Source organism: Kitasatospora sp. NPDC001309, from assembly GCF_042896295.1.
Lineage (GTDB): Bacteria > Actinomycetota > Actinomycetes > Streptomycetales > Streptomycetaceae > Kitasatospora.
Map to the genome: position 1 here is coordinate 24,592 of NZ_JBIAXC010000015.1, position 19,179 is coordinate 43,770.

The 19,179-nt window shown below is 73.4% G+C and carries 17 protein-coding genes; 9 read left to right on the plus strand and 8 right to left on the minus strand.

Annotated elements, in window-relative coordinates; genetic code table 11:
* Positions 1–576 precede the first annotated feature (576 nt).
* The 5 genes from ACFY2K_RS17330 to aspA all read left to right on the plus strand — a co-directional run bounded on the left by ACFY2K_RS17330 (position 577) and on the right by aspA (position 6,665).
* Positions 577–1,677: a lactonase family protein gene (locus ACFY2K_RS17330; RefSeq protein WP_387712203.1), complete on the plus strand. Its 1,101-nt coding sequence runs from the start codon at positions 577–579 to the stop codon at positions 1,675–1,677.
* Positions 1,678–1,874: 197 nt separating this feature from the next.
* The gene (locus ACFY2K_RS17335; protein ID WP_380523089.1) at positions 1,875–2,552 is read left to right on the plus strand and encodes a FadR/GntR family transcriptional regulator; all 678 of its coding nucleotides are present in this window, start codon (positions 1,875–1,877) and stop codon (positions 2,550–2,552) included.
* Positions 2,549–4,069, plus strand: coding sequence for an amino acid permease (locus tag ACFY2K_RS17340; RefSeq protein ID WP_380523033.1), 1,521 nt, complete (start codon positions 2,549–2,551; stop codon positions 4,067–4,069). The genes ACFY2K_RS17335 and ACFY2K_RS17340 overlap by 4 nt, the downstream gene beginning before the upstream one ends.
* 81 nt (positions 4,070–4,150) lie before the next feature.
* Positions 4,151–5,179, plus strand: a complete 1,029-nt coding sequence (locus ACFY2K_RS17345) for an asparaginase (RefSeq protein WP_380589199.1) — start codon at positions 4,151–4,153, stop codon at positions 5,177–5,179.
* Between the two features lie 76 nt (positions 5,180–5,255).
* Complete coding sequence (aspA, locus tag ACFY2K_RS17350; protein ID WP_387712381.1) at positions 5,256–6,665, plus strand: aspartate ammonia-lyase; 1,410 nt, start codon at positions 5,256–5,258, stop codon at positions 6,663–6,665.
* A 115-nt stretch (positions 6,666–6,780) separates the two neighbouring features.
* Here aspA and ACFY2K_RS17355 read toward each other — a convergent pair whose 3' ends face one another.
* The 4 genes from ACFY2K_RS17355 to ACFY2K_RS17370 all read right to left on the minus strand — a co-directional run bounded on the left by ACFY2K_RS17355 (position 6,781) and on the right by ACFY2K_RS17370 (position 10,289).
* Entirely contained in the window at positions 6,781–8,244 is a 1,464-nt protein-coding gene (locus tag ACFY2K_RS17355) for a SulP family inorganic anion transporter (RefSeq protein WP_380523035.1), read from the minus strand.
* A 119-nt stretch (positions 8,245–8,363) separates the two neighbouring features.
* Positions 8,364–8,954 carry a carbonic anhydrase gene (locus ACFY2K_RS17360; protein ID WP_375891007.1) on the minus strand — a complete coding sequence of 197 codons (591 nt, stop codon included), beginning with the start codon at positions 8,952–8,954 and terminating at the stop codon, positions 8,364–8,366.
* Positions 8,955–9,163: 209 nt separating this feature from the next.
* Positions 9,164–9,514, minus strand: coding sequence for a hypothetical protein (locus ACFY2K_RS17365; protein ID WP_380589202.1), 351 nt, complete (start codon positions 9,512–9,514; stop codon positions 9,164–9,166).
* 238 nt (positions 9,515–9,752) lie between these two features.
* Positions 9,753–10,289 (minus strand): TetR/AcrR family transcriptional regulator, encoded by a 537-nt coding sequence (locus ACFY2K_RS17370; RefSeq protein WP_387712384.1) that lies wholly within the window; start codon positions 10,287–10,289, stop codon positions 9,753–9,755.
* A gap of 268 nt (positions 10,290–10,557) precedes the next feature.
* Between ACFY2K_RS17370 and ACFY2K_RS17375 the strand changes: the two genes are divergently transcribed.
* Positions 10,558–11,505, plus strand: coding sequence for an alpha/beta hydrolase family protein (locus ACFY2K_RS17375; RefSeq protein WP_387712209.1), 948 nt, complete (start codon positions 10,558–10,560; stop codon positions 11,503–11,505).
* Positions 11,506–11,618: 113 nt separating this feature from the next.
* On the opposite strand, the gene ACFY2K_RS17380 is transcribed toward ACFY2K_RS17375, so the two are convergent.
* Complete coding sequence (locus tag ACFY2K_RS17380; protein ID WP_380405335.1) at positions 11,619–11,894, minus strand: HPr family phosphocarrier protein; 276 nt, start codon at positions 11,892–11,894, stop codon at positions 11,619–11,621.
* Positions 11,895–12,227: 333 nt separating this feature from the next.
* Between ACFY2K_RS17380 and ACFY2K_RS17385 the strand changes: the two genes are divergently transcribed.
* The 3 genes from ACFY2K_RS17385 (at position 12,228) to ACFY2K_RS17395 (ending at position 16,056) form a co-directional block, all read left to right on the plus strand.
* The gene (locus tag ACFY2K_RS17385; RefSeq protein WP_380642010.1) at positions 12,228–12,989 is read left to right on the plus strand and encodes a DeoR/GlpR family DNA-binding transcription regulator; all 762 of its coding nucleotides are present in this window, start codon (positions 12,228–12,230) and stop codon (positions 12,987–12,989) included.
* On the plus strand, positions 12,986–13,945 hold the full coding sequence (pfkB, locus tag ACFY2K_RS17390) for a 1-phosphofructokinase (RefSeq protein ID WP_375891018.1): 960 nt from the start codon (positions 12,986–12,988) through the stop codon (positions 13,943–13,945). Before ACFY2K_RS17385 ends, pfkB begins: the two co-directional genes overlap by 4 nt.
* 107 nt (positions 13,946–14,052) lie before the next feature.
* Positions 14,053–16,056, plus strand: coding sequence for a fructose-specific PTS transporter subunit EIIC (locus ACFY2K_RS17395; protein WP_380642007.1), 2,004 nt, complete (start codon positions 14,053–14,055; stop codon positions 16,054–16,056).
* 42 nt (positions 16,057–16,098) lie between these two features.
* Here the strand turns inward: ACFY2K_RS17395 and ACFY2K_RS17400 are convergent, their stop codons facing one another.
* From ACFY2K_RS17400 to ACFY2K_RS17410, 3 genes are read right to left on the minus strand one after another with little or no spacing between them, the layout of a single operon-like run.
* The gene (locus ACFY2K_RS17400; protein ID WP_380523042.1) at positions 16,099–16,809 is read right to left on the minus strand and encodes a lactate utilization protein C; all 711 of its coding nucleotides are present in this window, start codon (positions 16,807–16,809) and stop codon (positions 16,099–16,101) included.
* Positions 16,806–18,299: a lactate utilization protein B gene (locus tag ACFY2K_RS17405; RefSeq protein ID WP_387712214.1), complete on the minus strand. Its 1,494-nt coding sequence runs from the start codon at positions 18,297–18,299 to the stop codon at positions 16,806–16,808. The genes ACFY2K_RS17400 and ACFY2K_RS17405 overlap by 4 nt, the downstream gene beginning before the upstream one ends.
* Positions 18,296–19,036, minus strand: coding sequence for a (Fe-S)-binding protein (locus ACFY2K_RS17410; RefSeq protein WP_387712217.1), 741 nt, complete (start codon positions 19,034–19,036; stop codon positions 18,296–18,298). Before ACFY2K_RS17410 ends, ACFY2K_RS17405 begins: the two co-directional genes overlap by 4 nt.
* Positions 19,037–19,179 lie beyond the last annotated feature (143 nt).

Below are 19,179 nucleotides of genomic sequence, written 5' to 3' on the forward strand. Positions count from 1 at the left end.
GACCGGCTGCTCAGGGCGCGTGGGGGTACGCACCTGCCGGTCCGCTCGTCGGGGAGCCGGGGCCGGGGGCGCGTCGGCGGCCGAGCGCAGCCGTGTCAACGCCGGGACTGTCCGTCCGCGCCCGACCGATCACCTCGACGGTCAGCACACGGCCGTTCACCTGCGGTGATGCGGACGATCCGGGTTGACGAGCCCATCATCACAAGCGCTGGGAGCAGGGGCGTCACCGGCTCGGGCGGCCCGGTCGTAGCAGCGGAACGGGGCCGGTGCCGGGCCTTCCCGGGTGGTCGTCAAACGGCCGACCGGGAGGCGCAGTTGCCACGCCGTACCACCCGCCCGATGCCGGTTCCCGCGCGCTCGGCCGCCGGATAGACTTCGGCACTTCCCGCCCCACCTCACCCCACCCCCCACCTCACGGCCCGGTGCCACCGGGACGATCGACGGGTCCGCCCGCTCGTGGGGTGACCACCTCGACAGCCCGGCGCGAGCGCGTACGGCCGATCCCGTACGGCCGGTGCCGGGTGGGACCGACGTCGCGGATCGCGCGCCACCCGGAGAGCAGAGAGCAGGTCTTTCGTGAACCATCCTCCGACCACGTCGCCCGGCGGACTGCTGGTCATCGGCAGTGCCGCCCCGGCCGACGTTCCCGGAGCGGGGCTGTGCACGGTCGGTTACGACGGAACCGGCGCCATGAGTCCCGTCCGCACACTCCCGCTGGACCACCCCTCCTACGCGGCGGTCGACCCGACGCGCGCGGTCGTCCACGCCGTCCTGGAACAGGCGGTCGGACGGATCGTCTCGGTGCGCGTGGATACCGGTGCCGAGACCGGTGCCGCTGCCGACGCCGATGCCGTGGTCGCCGACACCGTCAGTGGCGGTGCGGGCCCCTGCCACCTCGCGGTCCACCCCAGTGGGTCGCACGTCTTCGCGGCCCACTACGGCGACGGCGTCCTCTCGGTCGTCGCGACCGGTGCCGACGGCGCGGTCGCCACCGCCGAGCCGGTGCAGACCGTCCGGCACCCGGGCCGGGAGGCCTCCGGGGACCGGCTCACCTCCCCGCACGCCCACATGGCGGCCCCCTCGCCGGACGGGCGCTTCCTGCTGTGCACCGATCTCGGCACCGACCGGGTGTACGTCTACGCCTTCGATCCGGCCGACGGCCCGCTCAGCGCCCACCGGACGGTGCAACTGCCGTCGGGCCGCGGCCCCCGGCACCTGGTGTTCCACCCGTCGGCCCGGTACGCCTACGTCCTGAACGAACTCTCCTCCACCCTCACCGTCTGCACCTGGGACGCGCTCTCCGGCCGCCTCGACCCGGTCGCCGAGGTCGAGACCCGACGGGATCCGGGTGCGCCGAACGCCAACTCCGCCGCCGCGGTCCGCGTGTCGGGCGACGGCCGTTTCCTCTACACGACCAACCGTGGCGACGACGCGATCTCGGTGTACACCGTGCACGACGACGGCGCGTCCGTGGAGCTGCTCACCACCGTGCCCTGCGGCGGGACTTGGCCGCGCGACATCGCGCTCACGCCGGACGGCCGGCTGCTGTTCTGCGCCAATCAGCGCTCGGACACGGTCACGGTCTTCCACCGCGACCCGTCGACCGGCCTCCTGAGCCCGGCCGGGGAGCCGCTGGCGGTCAGTGAGCCCACGTCCGTCCTGCCGATCGCCCGCTGACCTCGGGCCCCGAGGTGCCCGGCGGGTGAGCCGTCGGGCACCGACGGGCCCGTGGACGTTCTCAAGCGGTCCCTCATGCGGTCTCTGAGGTGAGCGCTCCCGACGTCTTGACACCGTCCGCCCCGTCGGCCCAGGATCGTCCTGTGAACCTGTCAGACAGCCAGACAGCCGGATCGGTCCCCCGACGCGTGAGCGCGATGGAAGCGGTGTTCGGCCACCTGCGCGGCGCCATCGAGCGCGGCGAGTACGCCGTGGGGGACAAGCTCCCCTCCGAAGCGGAGCTGTGCCGCACGCTGGAGGTCAGCCGGCCCGTGCTGCGGGAGGCGCTCCGGGCGCTCCAGACCATGGGCCTGACCGTCTCGAAGACCGGCAAGGGCACCTTCGTCGTGGCGAACACGGTCGACGACCCGACCTTCGGCGACTACGCGGCCAGCGACCTGCTGGAGGTGCGTCGGCACGTCGAGATCCCGGTCGCCGGGTACGCGGCGCTGCGCCGGACCCCGGAGGACCTGGACCAGCTGGCCCACCTGCTCGACCGGATGGACCGGGAGACCGACACCACCGCGTGGGTCGCGCTGGACACGGTCTTCCACCTGGCGGTGGCCGAGGCCTCCCGCAACCCGGTCTTCCGCCGGGTCATCGAGGAGATCCGCGACGCACTGGCGCGTCAGTCGGCCTTCCTCAACGAGCTGGGCGATCGCCGCGAGCAGTCCAACTGCGAGCACCGGGCGATCGTCGAGGCGCTGGTCGACGGTTCCGAGCCCGACGCGGTCGCGGCGATGTCGCACCACCTCCACCGCGTCGAGGCGACCCTCACCCACATCGTGCACCCAGGACGCACGGAGACCCCCACGGAAGGCAGAGCCGAGGCGTGAGCGAGCAGTTCCTCGACGACGAGAAGCGCCGCACGACCCCCACCACCTCCACTATCCCGACTGCCCCCACAAGCCCTGAGAGCCCCACGAACCTCACCGCCCCCACCACCTCCACGACCCGTCACGTCGACGCCGGTGACGCCGGTTACAGCAAGTCCTTGAAGCCCCGGCACGTCAACATGATCGCCATCGGCGGCGCCATCGGCACCGGCCTGTTCCTCGGCGCGGGCGGTCGGCTCGCCGACGCCGGGCCCTCCCTGTTCGTCGCCTACGCCGTCTGCGGCGCCTTCGCCTTCCTGGTCGTGCGCGCGCTCGGCGAACTCGTCCTGTACCGCCCGTCCTCCGGCGCCTTCGTGTCGTACGCCCGGGAGTTCCTGGGGGAGAAGGGCGCGTACACCGCGGGCTGGATGTACTTCCTCAACTGGGCGACCACGGGTATCGCCGACATCACCGCCGTCGCCACCTACACCCACTACTGGCACCTGTTCTCCGACATCCCGCAGTGGGTGATCGCGCTGGTGGCCCTGGCCGCGGTGCTGACGGTGAACCTCATCTCGGTGCGGATCTTCGGTGAACTGGAGTTCTGGTTCGCCATCGTCAAGGTCGGCGCGCTGCTGGTCTTCATGGGCATCGCGATCTTCCTGCTGGTCACCCGGCACCCGGTCGACGGCGCCGTCCCCGGCCCGTCCCTGATCACCGACAACGGCGGGATCTTCCCCAACGGCCTGATGCCGATGCTGCTGATCATCCAAGGAGTCGTCTTCGCCTACGCCTCGGTGGAACTCGTCGGCGTCACGGCAGGGGAGACCGAGAATCCCGAGAAGATCATGCCGAAGGCGATCAACTCGATCATGTGGCGGGTGGGCCTGTTCTACGTCGGCTCGGTCGTCCTGCTGTCGATGCTGCTGCCCTGGAACAGGTACAGCTCCGGCCAGAGCCCGTTCGTGACCGTGCTGTCCCACATCGGCGTCCCGGCGGCCGGCAGCGTGATGAACCTGGTCGTCCTCACCGCGGCCATGTCCTCGCTCAACTCCGGCCTCTACTCCACCGGCCGCATCCTGCGCTCCATGGCCGTGAGCGGCTCGGCCCCCCGGTTCACCGCCCGGATGAGCCGCACCCAGGTGCCGTACGGCGGCATCCTGCTGACCAGCGGCATGTGCGTGCTCGGCGTCGGCCTCAACTTCGTGGTCCCCGCCGACGCGTTCGAGATCGTGCTGAACTTCGCGGCGATCGGCATCCTCGCCACCTGGGGCATGATCATGGTCTGCCACCTCCTCTTCTGGCGGAAGACCCGGGCCGGCGAACTGACCCGGCCCGGCTACCGCCTCCCCGGCTCGCCGTGGACCGAGCTCGTGACGCTGGCCTTCCTCGTCTCCGTCCTGGTCCTGATGTACGCCGACGGCGGCGCCGGGCGCACCACCGTGCTGTGCCTGCCGCTGATCGCCGGGGCGCTGGTTGCGGGCTGGTACGCGATCCGCGGCCGGATCGCCCGTGTCGCCGCCGGGGCCGGCGACTGAACCCGCCGGCGGCCCGAGGGATCCCACACGCCGGGCTCCCGCAGGCCGCCGGCACAACCACCACCGATCGAGGCACGTCTCATGTTCAACAGTCCCCTCGCGGACGCCCCCGCGATCCGCGAGCCCCGCCACGAGCCCGTCGCCCACGTGATCCGTGGCGAAGTGGTCGAGGGCGTCCACTACGGTTCCGTCGTCGTCCTCGGTGAGGACGGCGGCGGCAACGGCGAGGTCCGGTTCCGGCTCGGCGACGTCGAAGCCGCCTGCTACCCGCGATCGGCCCTCAAGCCGCTCCAGGCCGTCGCCATGGTCCGGGCGGGCCTGCCGCTCGACGGCGAACTGCTCTCCCTCGCGATGGGCAGCCACTCCGGTGAGGAGCGCCACCTCGCCGGTGCCCGGCGGATCCTGGAGCTCGCCGGCCTCTCCGAGGACGACCTGCGCAACGTCCCGGACCTGCCGTACGACCCGGCTGTCCGCGACACCTGGATCCGGGAGGGCCGCCCGGCCTCCCGGCTCGCCCAGAACTGTTCGGGCAAGCACGCCGCGATGCTCTACCTCTGCAGGCTCAACGGCTGGTCGTCGGCCGACTACGACGACCCGGCCCACCCGCTCCAGCGGCTGATCGCCGGGGTCGTCGAGGAGTTTACCGGCCAACGCATCGCGCGGGTCAGCGTCGACGGCTGCGGCACCCCGCTGTTCGCCGTCTCGCTGCACGGCCTCGCCCGCGCCGCCGCCCGCATCGCCACCGGCGCGCCGGGGACCCCCGAGTCCCGGGTGGCGGACGCGCTGCGCGGGCACCCGGAGATGGCCTCCGGCGCGGGCCGGGACACGGCCGCGCTGATGCGCGCCGTGCCCGGACTGCTGGCCAAGGACGGCTTCGAGGGTGTGCAGATCGCCGCGCTGCCGGACGGCCGCGCCGTGGCCGTGAAGATCGCCGACGGGGCGAACCGGGCGCGCGTCCCGGTGGCGGCGGCCGCGCTGGCCCTGGCGGGGGTCGAGCCGCGGCTGCTCACCGCGTTCGCGGGGGCGCCGACGACCGGTGGCGGCAGGCTCGTCGGCGGCGTCCGGCCGGTGGCGGCGCTCGACCCGTCGGCGCTGCCCGCCCCCGTCTGACCCGATCCACCGTTCCACGAAGGAAGAGGACCGCACACCCATGACCGCCGCCATACCCACGATCGCCGCGACCCCCATGACCGCCGCCACCCGCAGCGAACACGACCTGCTCGGAGACCGCGACGTCCCCGCCGACGCCTACTGGGGCGTCCACACGCTGCGCGCCACCGAGAACTTCCCGATCACGGGCACGCCCATCTCCACCTACCCGCACCTGATCGACGCCCTCGCCGCCGTCAAGGAGGCCGCCGCCCTCGCCAACGAGGAACTCGGCCTGTTGGAGCCCGCGAAGGCCGCCGCGATCGTCGCCGCCTGCCGTGAGATCCGGGGCGGCGGGCTGCACGAGCAGTTCGTCGTGGACGTCATCCAGGGCGGCGCCGGGACCTCGACCAACATGAACGCCAACGAGGTCATCGCCAACCGGGCGCTGGAACTGCTGGGGCACGCCAAGGGGGAGTACCGGCACCTGCACCCCAACGAGCACGTCAACCTGGGCCAGTCCACCAACGACGTCTACCCGACGGCCGTCCGGATCGCGACCGTCTTCGCCGTGCGCGGCCTGCTCGACGCGATGGCCGTGCTCCAGGAGGCCTTCGCCCGCAAGGCCGTCGAGTTCCGCGACGTGCTGAAGATGGGCCGCACCCAGTTGCAGGACGCCGTGCCGATGACGCTCGGGCAGGAGTTCTCGACGTTCGCGGTGATGCTCGACGAGGACCGCAGCCGGCTCGGGGAGGCCGTCGAGCTGATCCTGGAGATCAACCTCGGTGCCACCGCGATCGGCACCGGCCTCAACGCCCCCGCCGGGTACGCCGAGTCCGCGCGCCGCCACCTCGCGGACCTCACCGGGCTGCCCCTCGTCACGGCGGCGAACCTGGTCGAGGCCACCCAGGACTGCGGGGCGTTCGTCCAGATGTCCGGGGTGCTCAAGCGCGTCGCCGTCAAGCTCTCGAAGAGCTGCAACGACCTGCGCCTGCTGTCCTCGGGGCCGCGCGCGGGCCTCGGCGAGATCAACCTGCCGCCGGTGCAGGCCGGTTCGAGCATCATGCCGGGCAAGGTGAACCCGGTGATCCCCGAGGTCGTCAACCAGGTCGCCTTCGAGGTGATCGGCAACGACGTCGCCGTCACCATGGCCGCCGAGGCCGGGCAGCTCCAGCTCAACGCCTTCGAGCCGATCATCCTGCACTCGCTGTCGGAGTCGATCACCCATCTGCGGGCCGCCTGCCTCACCCTCGCCGAGCGGTGCGTCGTCGGCATCACCGCCAACACCGAGGTGCTGCGCGCGACCGTCGAGAACTCCATCGGCCTGGTGACCGCCCTCAACCCGCACATCGGGTACACGGCCGCCACCGACATCGCCAAGGAGGCGCTGGCCAGCGGCCGGGGCGTGGCCGAACTCGTCCTGGAGAAGGGGCTGCTCCCGGCCGAGCGGCTCGCCGCCCTGCTGCGGCCCGAGGTGATCGCGGGCACCGGCGCGCCGGTGGCCTGACGCGGAGCACGGATAACGAAGCGCGGAGCACGGAGCACGGCGAACGCGTCGAACGACGCGTCGCCGCACCGGAGTTCCGGTGCGGCGACGCGCGTTCCGCGGGACGGGGTCAGGGTCAGGCCGGACCGGCCAGCGCGGGGATCAGCCGCACGTCCTCCGGGGCCCGGGCGTTGTGGCGCTCGGTCCAGGTGGTCAGCGCGGACTGGCAGGCGTGGTCGAGGTGCCGGAGCCCGGAGAGGTCCAGCTCCACGACGCGGTCGGCGGGCAGCGCCTCCAGGGCGTCCAGGAGCTTGGGCAGCCGGAGGAAGGTGGCGTTGCCGGTCAGCCGGACCCGGAGCAGGCCGCCGGGCCGCTCCTCGGTGTCGACGTGCAGCCGGGAGGTCTCCCAGGCCGACTTGACGACCGACAGGCCCAGGCCGATCAGCACGCCCTCGAACATGTTGACCGTGACGATGGCCACGGCGGTGGCCGCGAGGACGAGCGCCTCCGCCCGGTGCTCGCGCCACAGCGGCCCGAACTGCTTGAACGGCAGCAGCTTGAACCCGGCGTGCACCAGCACCCCGGCCAGCGCCGCGACGGGGATGACGCCGAGGGCCGCGGGGAGCAGCGCGGCGAAGAGCAGCAGCCACACGCCGTGCAGCACGCGGGACGCCTTGGTCCGGGCACCGGCCTGGACGTTGGCGGCGCTGCGGACGATGACCGCGGTCATCGGCAGGGCGCCGAGGGCGCCGCAGAGCGCGTTGCCCGCGCCCTGCGCCATCAGCTCCTTGTCGTAGTCGGTGCGCGGCCCGTCGTGCAGCCGGTCGACGGCCGCCGCGCTGAACAGGCTCTCGGCCGAGGCGACGAGGGTGAAGGCCACGACCGTCACGACGAGCGCCGGGGTGAGCTGCTCGAACACCCCGCTGCCTGGTGGCTGGACGGCGTCCAGGAGGCCCTGGACCTCGACCTTCTTCACCGGGCGGTCGAGCAGCCAGACGGTGCCGGTGGCGAGCAGCACGGCCACCAGTGCGCCGGGGACGACCCGCACCCGGGCGGGCAGCCGCTGCCACAACAGGATCACCGCGATGGTGCCGGCGCCGATCACGAAGGAGTAGCCGGCGGCGGGCGAGGAGACGAGCCGGGCGAGCAGGCCGGGAAGGCCCAGGAGCTTGTCGACCCCGCTCGCGGGCGCCGGCCGGTCGGCCATCGCGTAGAGCTGGCCGGCGATGATGACCAGGCCGATGCCGGCCAGCATGCCCTCCACCACGGCGACGGAGATCGCGCGGAACCACCGGCCCCAGCGCAGCGCGCCCAGCAGCAGCTGGAGCAGGCCGGTGGCGGCGACCACGAGGCCGAGGGCCGGCAGGCCGAACCGTTGCACGGTCTCGGCGACCAGCACGGTCAGTCCGGCGGCCGGGCCGCTGACCTGGAGGCTGCTGCCGGGGAGCATGCCGGTGACCAGGCCGCCGACGATGCCGGTGATCAGGCCGAGTTCGGCGGGCACGCCCGAGGCGACGGCGACGCCGACGCACAGCGGGAGGGCGACCAGGAAGACGACGAGCGAGGCGGTCAGGTCGTACTTGAGCGTGGGAAAGCGCATGGGAGCCCTCATCGGTGGGAGTCCGGGGGTGGTCGGCCGCGGCGTGGTCGGCTGCTGTGCGGCCGACGGTGGTGTGGCCGGCGGCGGCGCGGTGGGCGGCGGCGAGCCGGGCCGCCGGGTCACAGCGGCAGGAAGACGTCGCTGCCGGGGCGGTGGCTGAGCACCGCGCCGGTGTGGACCTCGTAGAACCAGCCGTGCAGGCCCAGCCGGCCCTGGTCGGCCCGGCGGGCGACGCTCGGGTGGGTGCGCAGCCTCGCCAGCTGGTCCAGCACGTGCCGCTGCACCGGGGCAGCCAGGTCGTGGCTGGGCTCCCCGGCGGGTGTCAGTTCGGTGCCGTCGGCCAGCCAGTCGCGTACGGCGGGCACCCCGGTGAGGTCCTCGCCCCGGACGACGGCGCCCACGGCGCCGCAGTGGGAGTGGCCGCAGACCACGATGTCGGCGACCCCCAGGACCTCGACCGCGTACTCGATGGTCGCGGCCTCGGCCGAGGGGGCGGACGGGCGGTGCGGCGGGACGATGTTGCCGGCGGTCCGCAGCTCGAAGAGGTCCCCGGGCCGGGCGCCGGTGACGGCGGAGGGGATGATGCGGGAGTCGGAGCAGGTGATGAACAGCGCCTGCGGGCTCTGGCCCGCCGCCAGCCGCCCGAAGGCGTCGGCCTCCTGCGCGGCGCGGCGGCGGAAGGTGCGGGCGTGGTCGATGAATCCTTGCATGTCGTGCCTCGGGCCCTTCGGAAGTCCTGTGGGAACGGTGACTTCGGGACCGTGCCGCTCGCTCGGTACGGGGGCAGCGCGGAGCGCGGCGGCGCGGGCAGGCGGAAGCACTGCCGCGGGCCGTCGTGGACTGCCGGGACGTGGGGCGGTGGGTCACCCGTGGGGAGTGTCGCCACCGTCGTCGAGCGTGCGTGCGCGGTCGGGACCGATCAGCAGCGGAACACCTGGAGGACGGCGGCTCTGGGCTGTCTGCGCGCCCCGTGCGGCGGGTCGGAGGCGCGGGTCGCCGACGGGTCGTCCCCGGTGGACGCCTCGTCGGCGAGGGCCGGGTGCAACTCCCGCTGGCACGAGGGGACTTCGACGCTCCGCGGACGCGTCCAGCCGAGCCCCGGCGGGCACTTGGGGGCCACCGCCTCCTCGGCGAGCTTCGCCTCCGCGACCATTCGGGGGCAGCGTTCCTCGCGGGTGAGGGCGGACGCGGACTGGGACAGCACCACCAGCCCCAACACGGCCACGAGGGCCACGGCGGCGGCGCCGATCACCCTCCTGACCAAGGACATTGCCGTTCCTTTCCCCGCCCGTGGGATGTGTCGAACCGTCATGAATTCCGACGGCCACGGGCGGGGGCGAGTTCCGGTTTTGTCGTGAACAGTCCGTGAATCAGTTCGGCCGACCGGTGATGGTCCATGAACTGACGGGGTGGAATGCGGGCAGGCGGTGAACCGTTCGGGGCGGGAGTGTCGGCTTGCTCCGTTCCGGAGGCGATCCGACCGCCCGGTCGCCCGGTCGCCGCCGGCGTCACGCCGGCCGGGGGTACTGCAGCCCGTGCAGGAGCAGGTCGATCAGGCGCCGTGGGTCGTACTGCGGGCCGCTGCCTCCGATGCACAGGTTGCCGATGCCGCGCATCAGCTCGAAGGGCCGGGTGCCCGCCCTGATCTCACCGGCCTCGACCGCGGCGTCGAGCAGCTGCGCGCAGACCGGCAGCAGGCGATCGAGGAAGAGGCCGTGCAGGGCGGCGAAGCCGGTGCTGTCCGACTGCATCGCGTCGGCCAGCCCGTGTTTGGTGACCAGGAAGTCGACGAACAGGTCGATCCACCGGCGGAGCGCGTCGAACGGGGAGTCGGCGGCTGCCAGCAGTCGCGGGCCGGCCTGTGCGCACTCCTCGATCTGGTGGCGGTAGACGGCCGTGATGAGATCGGCCCGGGTCGGGAAGTGCCGGTAGATCGTTCCCGTTCCGACGCCGGCCTCGGCCGCGATCCGGCGGATCGGTGCGTCGACGCCCGAGGTCACGAACACCTCGGCCGCGGCCGCGAGCAGCGCCTGCTGATTGCGCATCGCGTCGGCCCGCTTGCTCCGGGCCGACGTCCTTCCCGTGGGGTCCTCGCCGGGCACGACTCTTCCTCCAGTATCCGTTGACAAAACGGAACCATGTTCCGGATAGTAAGTGGGACAGCGTTCCGCTTCAGCTTAGCCGAAGCGGGGCGCCCCTGAACCCCTGCCTGCCTGCCTGCCGCCGCCCGGCCTGGGCCGACCGCGGCGACACCCATCGCAGGGCTACACCCGTCGCAGGGCGACGCCCATCGCAGAAGGAGCACTGCTCAGCATGAGCGCAACCACCCGCACCGCACCCGTCCCGGTCCTGTCGTACAGCCCGGTGGTCCTGTCCGTGCCCGGGCGGCCGGTGGACCTCCAGGTGCGCGTCTCCGCGCCCGGGACCGGAAGCGGCCTGCCCGTCATCCTGCTCTCCCACGGCCACGGCCCCTCGCACCACCTGTCCTCGCTGCACGGCTACGCGCCGCTCGCCAACGCCTGGGCGGAGCAGGGCTTCGTCGTCATCCAGCCCACCCACCTCACCTCCCGGACGCTGAGCCACCTGGTCGCCGACGCCCCCGGCGCACCGGACTTCTGGCGCTCCCGCGCCGAGGACATGACCCACGTCCTCGACCGGCTCGACCAGATCGAGCGCACCGTGCCGCAGCTCGCGGGACGGATCGACCGCACCAAGGTCGCCCTCGCCGGGCACTCGCTCGGCGGCTTCACAGCGGCCCTCCTGCTGGGCGCCGGACTCAACGACCCCGTCACCGGGAACGTGGTGCAGCTGGCCGAACCGCGGATCAAGGCGGGCGTCCTGCTCGCCGCGCCCGGCAGGGGCGGCGACGTCTTCAACGGGCCGATGGCCGAGCAGTGGCCCGTCATCGGATCCGTCGACTTCTCCACCATGACCGCTCCCGCGCTGGTCGTCGCGGGCGACAAGGACGACTCGCGGCACTTCACCGACATGGGACCGGACTGGCACGCCGACCCCTACACCCTCGCCCCCGGCCCCAAGGACCTGCTCACCCTGTTCGACGCGGGGCACGGACTCGGCGGGATCGCCGGGTACGACGCCGCCGAGACCACCGACGAGAATCCCGGGCGGGTCGCTGCCCTCGGACGGCTCACCGCCGCCTACCTCCGCAGCCGGCTCGCGCCGGGTGACGGGGCCTGGCAGGCCGCGTGCGAGGCGCTGGCAACCGGCCCCGACCCGGTCGGACGGGTCGAGGTCAAGTAGGCGCAGGGCCGGTGCCGCTGGGCCGGTGCCGCTGGGCCGGGGCCGCAGGGCTCACGGGGGAGCCCGGCCCGGTGCCCGCCCGGCGCCGGGCGGGCACCTTCCGGCGGGGGCGGTCAGGCCGCCGCGTCGAGGTCGGAGGCGAGCAGGTCGGCGAGAGCCCGGAGGGCGTCCTCGGCCCCGTCGCCGGAGGCGGTGAGCTCCAGGACGTCGCCGGAGCGGGCGGCCAGGGCGAGCACCGAGAGCAGGCTGCGGGCGTCGACGGGGGTCTGGCCCGGGCGTCCGACGGTGACCTTGACCGGCTGCCGGGCGGTGGCGGCCTGGACGAACAGTGACGCCGGGCGGGCGTGCAGGCCGCTGCTGGAGCCGACGGTGACCTGGGTCGAGTGCATGGGAGTCCTTGGGGAGAGGGGGAGAAGGAGGGGACGACGGTCGGCCCGGGTGGGATCCGGGCCCGGTGGTGCCCGGCCCCCCGCGGTACGGGGGCGGTCGCGGGGGCCAGGCGGTCTTTGGTTTCACGCCCGTTGGCGTGTTGTTTCGGTTGGTTCTACGCCCGGTTGCGAGCAGATGTCAACACATTCGGGCGTACGTCACGGACCGAACGGGAGGCGACGAGAGGCGACGAGAGACGGCGAGAGGCGGAGCGGCCCCTTGCATTTCCGTCCGAAGCGCGTATGGTCGGGCTTCACCAGGCGTAAACGGACATGAAACGGACCCAATCCCACATGTACGCACCCGAGCGGCAGCAACAGATCCTCCACCTCGCCCAGGAGCGGGGCCGGGTGGACGTGCCGACCTTGGCCGAGGACTTCGGTGTCACCCAGGAGACCATCCGGCGTGACCTGAGCGCCCTGGACAAGGCCGGCCTGCTGCACCGGGTGCACGGCGGCGCACTGCCCGTCGGTGCCCTGCACCTGGAACCCGGCCTGGCCGAACGGGACTCCACGGCCGCCGCCGAGAAGGAGCGCATCGCCAGGGCGGCGCTGGCCCTGCTGCCCACCGAGGGCAGCGTGATCCTGGACGCCGGGACGACCGTCTCCCGGCTGGCCGGACTGCTGCCCCTGGACTGCGCCCTCACCGTCGTCACCAACGCCCTCCCGGTCGCGGCCCGGCTGGCCGACCACCCTTCGCTCGCCCTGCACCTCGTCGGCGGGCGGCTGCGCCACCGCACCCAGGCCGCCGTCGACGCCTGGGCGCTGCGCGACCTGGCCGACGTCCACGCGGACGTCGCGGTGGTCGCCACCAACGGCTTCTCCCCGGAGGGCGCACTGTCGACGCCCGACCTCGCCGAGGCCGCCGTCAAGCGGGCCATGCTCGCCGGTGCGCGACGCGTCGTCCTGGTGGCCGACTCCTCCAAGTACGGCGCCCGCCACTTCGCCCGGTTCGGCTCGCTGGAGCAGGTCGACGTGCTGGTCACGGACACCGGACTGACCGACGAGCAGACCGCCCAGATCGAGAACCACGGACCGGAAGTCATCCGCGCATGATCGTCACCATCACCCCCAACCCCAGTCTCGACCGCACCTACGAGCTGGGAACGCTCGCCGTGGGCGAGGTCAACCGGGCCGGGCAGGACCGGCTCGACCCCGGCGGCAAGGGCGTCAACGTCTCCCGTGCGCTCACCGCCGCGGGCCACCGGACGACGGCGGTCCTGCCGCTCGGCGGCCCGTCCGGCGGACTGCTCCGCGACCTGCTGCGCCGCCAGGGCATCGACGTCGCGGCGGTCACCATCGCGGGCGACACCCGGATCAACGTCTCGATCGCCGAGGACGGCGGCGGCCTCACGAAGATCAACGCGGTCGGCCCCGAGCTCAGCGCCGCCGAGTCGGCCGCACTGCTCGCCCTCGTCCGCGACACCCAGCAGGCCGGACGGGGCACCGGCGACGGCGTCGACTGGCTGGCCTGCTGCGGCAGTCTGCCGCGCGGCCTCCGGCCCGGGTGGTACGCGGACCTGGTCGCGCAGGTGCACTCGGGCGGCGCCCGGATCGCCCTGGACACCTCCGGCCCCGCACTGCTCGCCGCGCTCCCGGCCCGCCCCGACGTGGTCAAGCCGAACCGCGAGGAACTCGCCGAGGCCGTGGGCCGCCCGGTCGCCACCGTCGGCGACGCCGTGGCGGCAGCGGGGCAACTGCGCGAGCGCGGCGCCCAGCAGGTCCTCGCCAGCCTCGGTGCGGACGGGATGCTGCTGATCGCCGAGGAGGGCAGCTGGTACGGCAGCGCGCCGGTCGCCGCCGTCCGCAGCGACGTGGGAGCGGGCGACGCCTCGCTCGCGGGCTTCCTCGGAGCCGGCGGCACCGGCCCTGAGGCACTGGCGGCGGCCCTGGCGCACGGCGCCGCCGCCGTACAACTGCCGGGGAGCGTCATGCCGACCCCGGCCGATCTGGACCCGGCCGCCGTGGTCGTGACGGCGGACCTCCCGCTCGAACGGCCGCTCCGCGGCTGAGCACCGCCTCCTGCCGGAGGCACCCCGCCGGACCGTGTGGGACGGGCACGGCGGACATTCCCGGGGGCAAGGGAACACTGTCAGGCACCAGTCGAAGGACCGACACGATGAGCGACACCAGCGGACTGATCACACCCGCACTCGTTGACCTCCACCTCGCCCCCGCGGACAAGAGCGAGGCGCTGCGCTCCCTCGCCCAGCGCCTGGTCGCCGAGGGCCGGGTGACCGACCTCGACGGCTTCCTCGCCGACGTGGCCGCCCGCGAGGCCCAGGCCCCCACCGGGATGGGCGACGGGATCGGCATCCCGCACTGCAGATCACCCCACGTCACGCGGCCCAGCCTGGCCTTCGGCCGGAGCACCAGGGGCGTGGACTTCGACGCCGCGGACGGTCGGCCCGCCGACCTGGTCTTCATGATCGCGGCACCCGCCGGCGCGGACGACACCCACCTGCGGATCCTCGCCGCGCTGGCCGGTCGGCTGATGGACCCGGCGTTCACCGGCGCCCTGCGCGAGGCCGAGAGCCCGGCCGCGGTCGCGGCCCTGGTCAACGGGGAGGAGGCACCGGCTGCCGCTCCCGTTGCGGCGGTCGATCCGGAGACGGCCGCCGCCCCGGAGGCGGACGTCGCCGGCGGCGGGCTGCGGCTCGTCGCGGTGACCTCCTGCCCGACCGGCATCGCCCACACCTACATGGCCGCCAAGGCCCTCGAACTGGCCGCCGCCCGGGCGGGCGTGCAGATCCAGGTCGAGACCCAGGGGTCGGCCGGGACGACGGTGCTGGCCCCCGAGGTGATCGCGGCCGCCGACGCCGTGATCCTCGCCCATGACGTCGAGGTCCGGGACCGCGCGCGCTTCGCCGGCAAGCCGACCGTCGACGTGGGTGTGAAGGCCGGCGTCAACCGCGCCGACGACCTGATCGCGCAGGCTGCCGGGCTGGTCGCCGAGGCCGGCAGCGGAGCGAGTGCCGCCCCGGTCACCGCGGCGAGCGCGCCGACCGGCGAGCACTGGGCCCAGCGGCTGCGCAAGTACCTGATGACGGGCGTCAGTTACATGATCCCGTTCGTCGCGGCGGGCGGTCTGCTGATCGCCCTCGCCTTCGCCGTCGGCGGGTACCAGATCGCCTCCGCGCCGTCCGTGCTGGGCCACTTCGACTGGACCTCCTCGCACAGCTGGGCGGCGATGCTGTTCCAGACCGGCAAGACCTCCTTCGGTTTCCTCGTCCCGATCCTCTCCGGGTACATCGCCTGGGGGATCGCGGACCGGGCGGCCCTGGCCGCCGGCATCGCGGGCGGCGCCGTCTCGGTGGCGGTCGGTGCGGGCTTCCTCGGCGGCATCGTCTCCGGCCTGGCCGCGGGCTTCCTGGTGCTGTGGATGATCCGCTGGAACGTGCCGCGCGCGATCAGGGGCATCATGCCGGTGGTGGTGATCCCGCTGCTGTCGGTGGCGGCGGTCGGCTTCCTGATGTTCGTGCTGGTCGGCTCGCCGATCGCCTCGGCGATGAACGGCCTGACCGACTGGCTGAACGGCCTCTCCGGCTCCAACGCGATCCTGCTCGGCGTGCTGCTCGGCGCGATGATGGCCTTCGACATGGGCGGCCCGCTCAACAAGGTCGCCTACACCTTCGCGGCCGGTGCGCTCACCACCGCGGGCACCACCCCGGACGCCGGCAGCCTCAAGGTGATGGCCGCGGTGATGGCCGCCGGCATGACCCCGCCGCTGGGCATGGCCCTGGCCACCGTCGTCCGGCGCAGGCTGTTCACCCCCGAGGAGCGGGAGAACGGCAAGGCGGCCTGGGTGCTCGGCGCCTCGTTCATCACCGAGGGCGCGATCCCGTTCGCCGCGGCGGACCCGCTGCGGGTCATCCCGGCGAACATCGTCGGCAGCATGACGGCCGGCGGCCTGGTGATGGCCTTCGGCTCCACCCTGCGCGCGCCGCACGGCGGGATCTGGGTGCTGCCGCTGATCGGCAGCCCGTTCCTGTACCTGCTCGCGGTCGCGGCGGGCACGGTGGTCACCACGGCGGTGGTCGTCCTGCTCAAGGGGATGCGGAAGGACGCCGCCCCGGCGGCTCCGGGATTCCCGGTCGAGGAGAAGGCGCTGGTCGGCGCCTGAGCCGAGGGGGCCCGAGCGGATCCGCCCGGGCCCGACGGCACGTCAGTGTTGACCTCCGGGAGGTTGCCAGGAGTGCCCGGCGTTGTTCGAGCCGGGCACGATCCTGCGGTGGACCTCCAGGTCGTCGACGATGATCACGACCAGGGTCCGGGGCCCGTGCACGCCTTCGACCCGGGTGAGTTCGATGTCGCTGGTCGCGGACGGGCCGGAGATGAAGGTCAGCGGCAGGTGCGGGTCGAGGCGGGCGAGCGCCCCGGGGACGTCGTCGACGATCTGCTCGGCCCGGACCACGCACAGGTGGTAGTCGGGGACGAGGGTCAGGGCGCGCCGGCCCTGCCCCGGGCCGGTGTCCAGGACGACGGTGCCGGTGACGGCGATGCCGACGGCGGCCAGCGTGACGGCGCCGTCGAGGGCGTCCAGCGCGGGGACGTCCAGCGGCTCCCGGTGCCACTCCCAGCCGCCGGACGGCAGGAGGTCGTCCGGGAAGCCGTCGGGCACCGCCAGGCGGGTAGCGCCGCGCGCGGTGAGGGCGGCGGCGATCGCCCCGGGCAGCCCGGCCGGGGCAGTCCGGGTGACGGTGGCGCGGTAGTCGGCGACCCGCTCGGCGAACAGGGCCACCAGGTCCTGGCCGTCGGCGGTGTGACCGCGCCGGTAGTCGCGCGGGACGGGCACGTCCTGCGGGCCCTCGTCCGTGGGGACGTCGGCGAGCGCGGCGCGGATGCGTCCGAGCACGGCCTCTCGGGTGGTCGTCACTTTCCCTCCCGGTTCTTGCGCCACCAGGCGCGGAACGACTCGGCGGGCGGCGCAGGGGTGTCCCGGTCGGCGGACCAGCCGCTGAACGGGCCGGGCAGCCGGCCGATCCGGCCGTTGCGGGCCAGCGCCCGGCCGCCGAGCGAGGCCGCCTTCTGGGCGGCGCCCAGCAGTGCGGGGGAGCCGAGGACGGCGGCGGCCGCCTTCATCGCCAGCGCCTCACCGGTGGGCAGGCCGCCGGCTCCGCGCTCGGCCTCGACGACCTCGGCCCGCAGGTGCACCAGCAGCTTCGGGATGTCGATCTTCACCGGGCAGGCGTCGTAGCAGGCCCCGCACAGGGTGGAGGCGAAGGGAAGGGAGGCCGCACTGCTTTTGATGTCACTGCGGACACCGACGAGCTGCGGGGTGAGCACGGCGCCGATCGGCCCGGGGTAGACCGAGCCGTAGGCGTGCCCGCCCGTCCGCTCGAAGACCGGGCAGACGTTGAGGCAGGCGGAGCAGCGGATGCAGGCCAGGGCCTGCCGGCCGACGGTGTCGGCCAGGGTGTCGGTGCGGCCGTTGTCGAGCAGGACGAGATGGAAGTCCTGCGGGCCGTCGGCCTCCGTGGTGCCGCTCCAGGTGGAGGTGTACGGGTTCATCCGCTCGCCGGTGGAGGAGCGCGGGAGCAGCTGGAGGAACACCTCCAGGTCCGCCCAGGTGGGGACGACCTTCTCGATGCCCATCACGGTGATCAGGGTCTCGGGCAGGGTGAGGCACATCCGGCCGTTGCCCTCGGACTCCACCACGACGACCGTGCCGGTGTCGGCGACCGCGAAGTTGGCACCGGAGACGGCGACCTTGGCGCGCAGGAACTTCTCCCGCAGGTGCCGGCGGGCGGCCTCGGCGAGTTCGGCGGGCTCGTCGCTCAGCCCCTCGGGGGCCGGCTGCCCCCACTCGCCCATCCGCTCGGCGAACAGGTCACGGATCTCGGTCCGGTTGCGGTGGATCGCCGGGACCAGGATGTGCGAGGGGCGGTCGTCGCCGAGCTGGACGATGAGCTCGGCGAGGTCGGTCTCGTAGGCGGTGATGCCGGCCTCGGCCAGCGCCTCGTTGAGGCCGATCTCCTGGGTCGCCATGGACTTGACCTTGACGACCTCAAGCTTTTCATCGTCACTGCCGCCGGTGGCCCGCACCAGTTCGGTGACGATCCGGTTGGCCTCGGCGGCGTCGGCGGCCCAGTGGACGGTCCCGCCGGCCGCGGTGACCGACTCCTCCAGTCGCACCAGGTGGTGGTCGAGGTGACGCAGCGTCCGGGTCTTGATCGCGTCGGCGGCGGTGCGCAACTCCTCCCAGTCGTCCAACTCCGAGGCGACGGCGAGGCGTTTGTCGCGAATGACGGTCGTGGCGTGTTTCAGGTTGGCGCGCTGCCGGGTGTTCCCCAGGGCCTCGCGGGCGGCGTCGGGGAAGGACGGCGAGCCCAGCCAGACCACTCCGCGGTCGCCGGGGGCGGTCACGGGCGTCCGCCTTCGGTCGCGGCCAGGATCTCGGCCAGGTGCATGGTCCGCACCCCGGCGGCCTGCCGGGACAGCCCGCCGCCGATGTGCATCAGACAGGAGTTGTCGACCGTGCACAGCACCTCGGCTCCCGTCTCCCGCACCGCCCCGACCTTGTCGGCGAGCATCGCGCCGGAGGTCGCGGCGTTCTTGACGGCGAAGGTGCCGCCGAAGCCGCAGCAGGAGTCGGCGGCCGGGAGCTCGACCAGGTCGAGCCCCTCGACGGCGCGCAGCAGCCGCTGTGGCCGGTCGCCGAGGCGCAGTCCGCGCAAGGAGTGGCAGGTGGGGTGGTAGGTGACGCGGTGCGGGAAGCGGGCACCGACGTCCTCGACGCCGAGGACGTCGGTCAGGAACTCGGTGAACTCGTGGACCCGGGGCGCCAGTTCGGAGACCTGTCGGTGCAGTTCCGGGGTGCTGTACTGCGCGGCGAGCTCGGGGTGGTGCTCCCGGACCAGCCCGGCGCAGGACGCGGACGGGGTGACCACCGCGTCGTAGTCGGCGAAGGTGCGGGTGAACCGGGCCACCAGCGGAACGGCGTCCGTACGGTAGCCGGTGTTGATGTGCAGCTGCCCGCAGCAGGTCTGCTCCTGCGGGAACTCCACGGTGTGGCCGAGCCGTTCGAGGACGGTCAGCACGGCGCGGCCGGTCCCGGGGAACATGGTGTCGTTGAAGCAGGTGATGAACAGCGCGATGCGCATCGGCAAGCCATCCTGTCGTCCGGCAGGGGCGGGGCGGGGCGGTTGCGGCGGGTCGACGGTGCGCGCCCGGCGCGGCGGTGGGCGCGTCCTGCTCGGCGGCCGTCTCCACGCGTGCCTCCGTCCGGGCGCCCGGGTACGCCGGA

What these genes read in the sequence shown, in the direction of transcription:
- ACFY2K_RS17335 (WP_380523089.1), top strand. Translation starts at nt 1,875, where the DNA reads ATGGAAGCGGTGTTCGGCCACCTGCGCGGCGCCATCGAGCGCGGCGAG.
- ACFY2K_RS17345 (WP_380589199.1), top strand. Translation starts at nt 4,151, where the DNA reads ATGTTCAACAGTCCCCTCGCGGACGCCCCCGCGATCCGCGAGCCCCGC.
- aspA (WP_387712381.1), top strand. Translation starts at nt 5,256, where the DNA reads ATGACCGCCGCCACCCGCAGCGAACACGACCTGCTCGGAGACCGCGAC.
- ACFY2K_RS17355 (WP_380523035.1), bottom strand. Translation starts at nt 8,244, where the DNA reads ATGCGCTTTCCCACGCTCAAGTACGACCTGACCGCCTCGCTCGTCGTC.
- ACFY2K_RS17360 (WP_375891007.1), bottom strand. Translation starts at nt 8,954, where the DNA reads ATGCAAGGATTCATCGACCACGCCCGCACCTTCCGCCGCCGCGCCGCG.
- ACFY2K_RS17365 (WP_380589202.1), bottom strand. Translation starts at nt 9,514, where the DNA reads ATGTCCTTGGTCAGGAGGGTGATCGGCGCCGCCGCCGTGGCCCTCGTG.
- ACFY2K_RS17370 (WP_387712384.1), bottom strand. Translation starts at nt 10,289, where the DNA reads ATGCGCAATCAGCAGGCGCTGCTCGCGGCCGCGGCCGAGGTGTTCGTG.
- ACFY2K_RS17375 (WP_387712209.1), top strand. Translation starts at nt 10,558, where the DNA reads ATGAGCGCAACCACCCGCACCGCACCCGTCCCGGTCCTGTCGTACAGC.
- ACFY2K_RS17380 (WP_380405335.1), bottom strand. Translation starts at nt 11,894, where the DNA reads ATGCACTCGACCCAGGTCACCGTCGGCTCCAGCAGCGGCCTGCACGCC.
- ACFY2K_RS17385 (WP_380642010.1), top strand. Translation starts at nt 12,228, where the DNA reads ATGTACGCACCCGAGCGGCAGCAACAGATCCTCCACCTCGCCCAGGAG.
- pfkB (WP_375891018.1), top strand. Translation starts at nt 12,986, where the DNA reads ATGATCGTCACCATCACCCCCAACCCCAGTCTCGACCGCACCTACGAG.
- ACFY2K_RS17395 (WP_380642007.1), top strand. Translation starts at nt 14,053, where the DNA reads ATGAGCGACACCAGCGGACTGATCACACCCGCACTCGTTGACCTCCAC.
- ACFY2K_RS17410 (WP_387712217.1), bottom strand. Translation starts at nt 19,036, where the DNA reads ATGCGCATCGCGCTGTTCATCACCTGCTTCAACGACACCATGTTCCCC.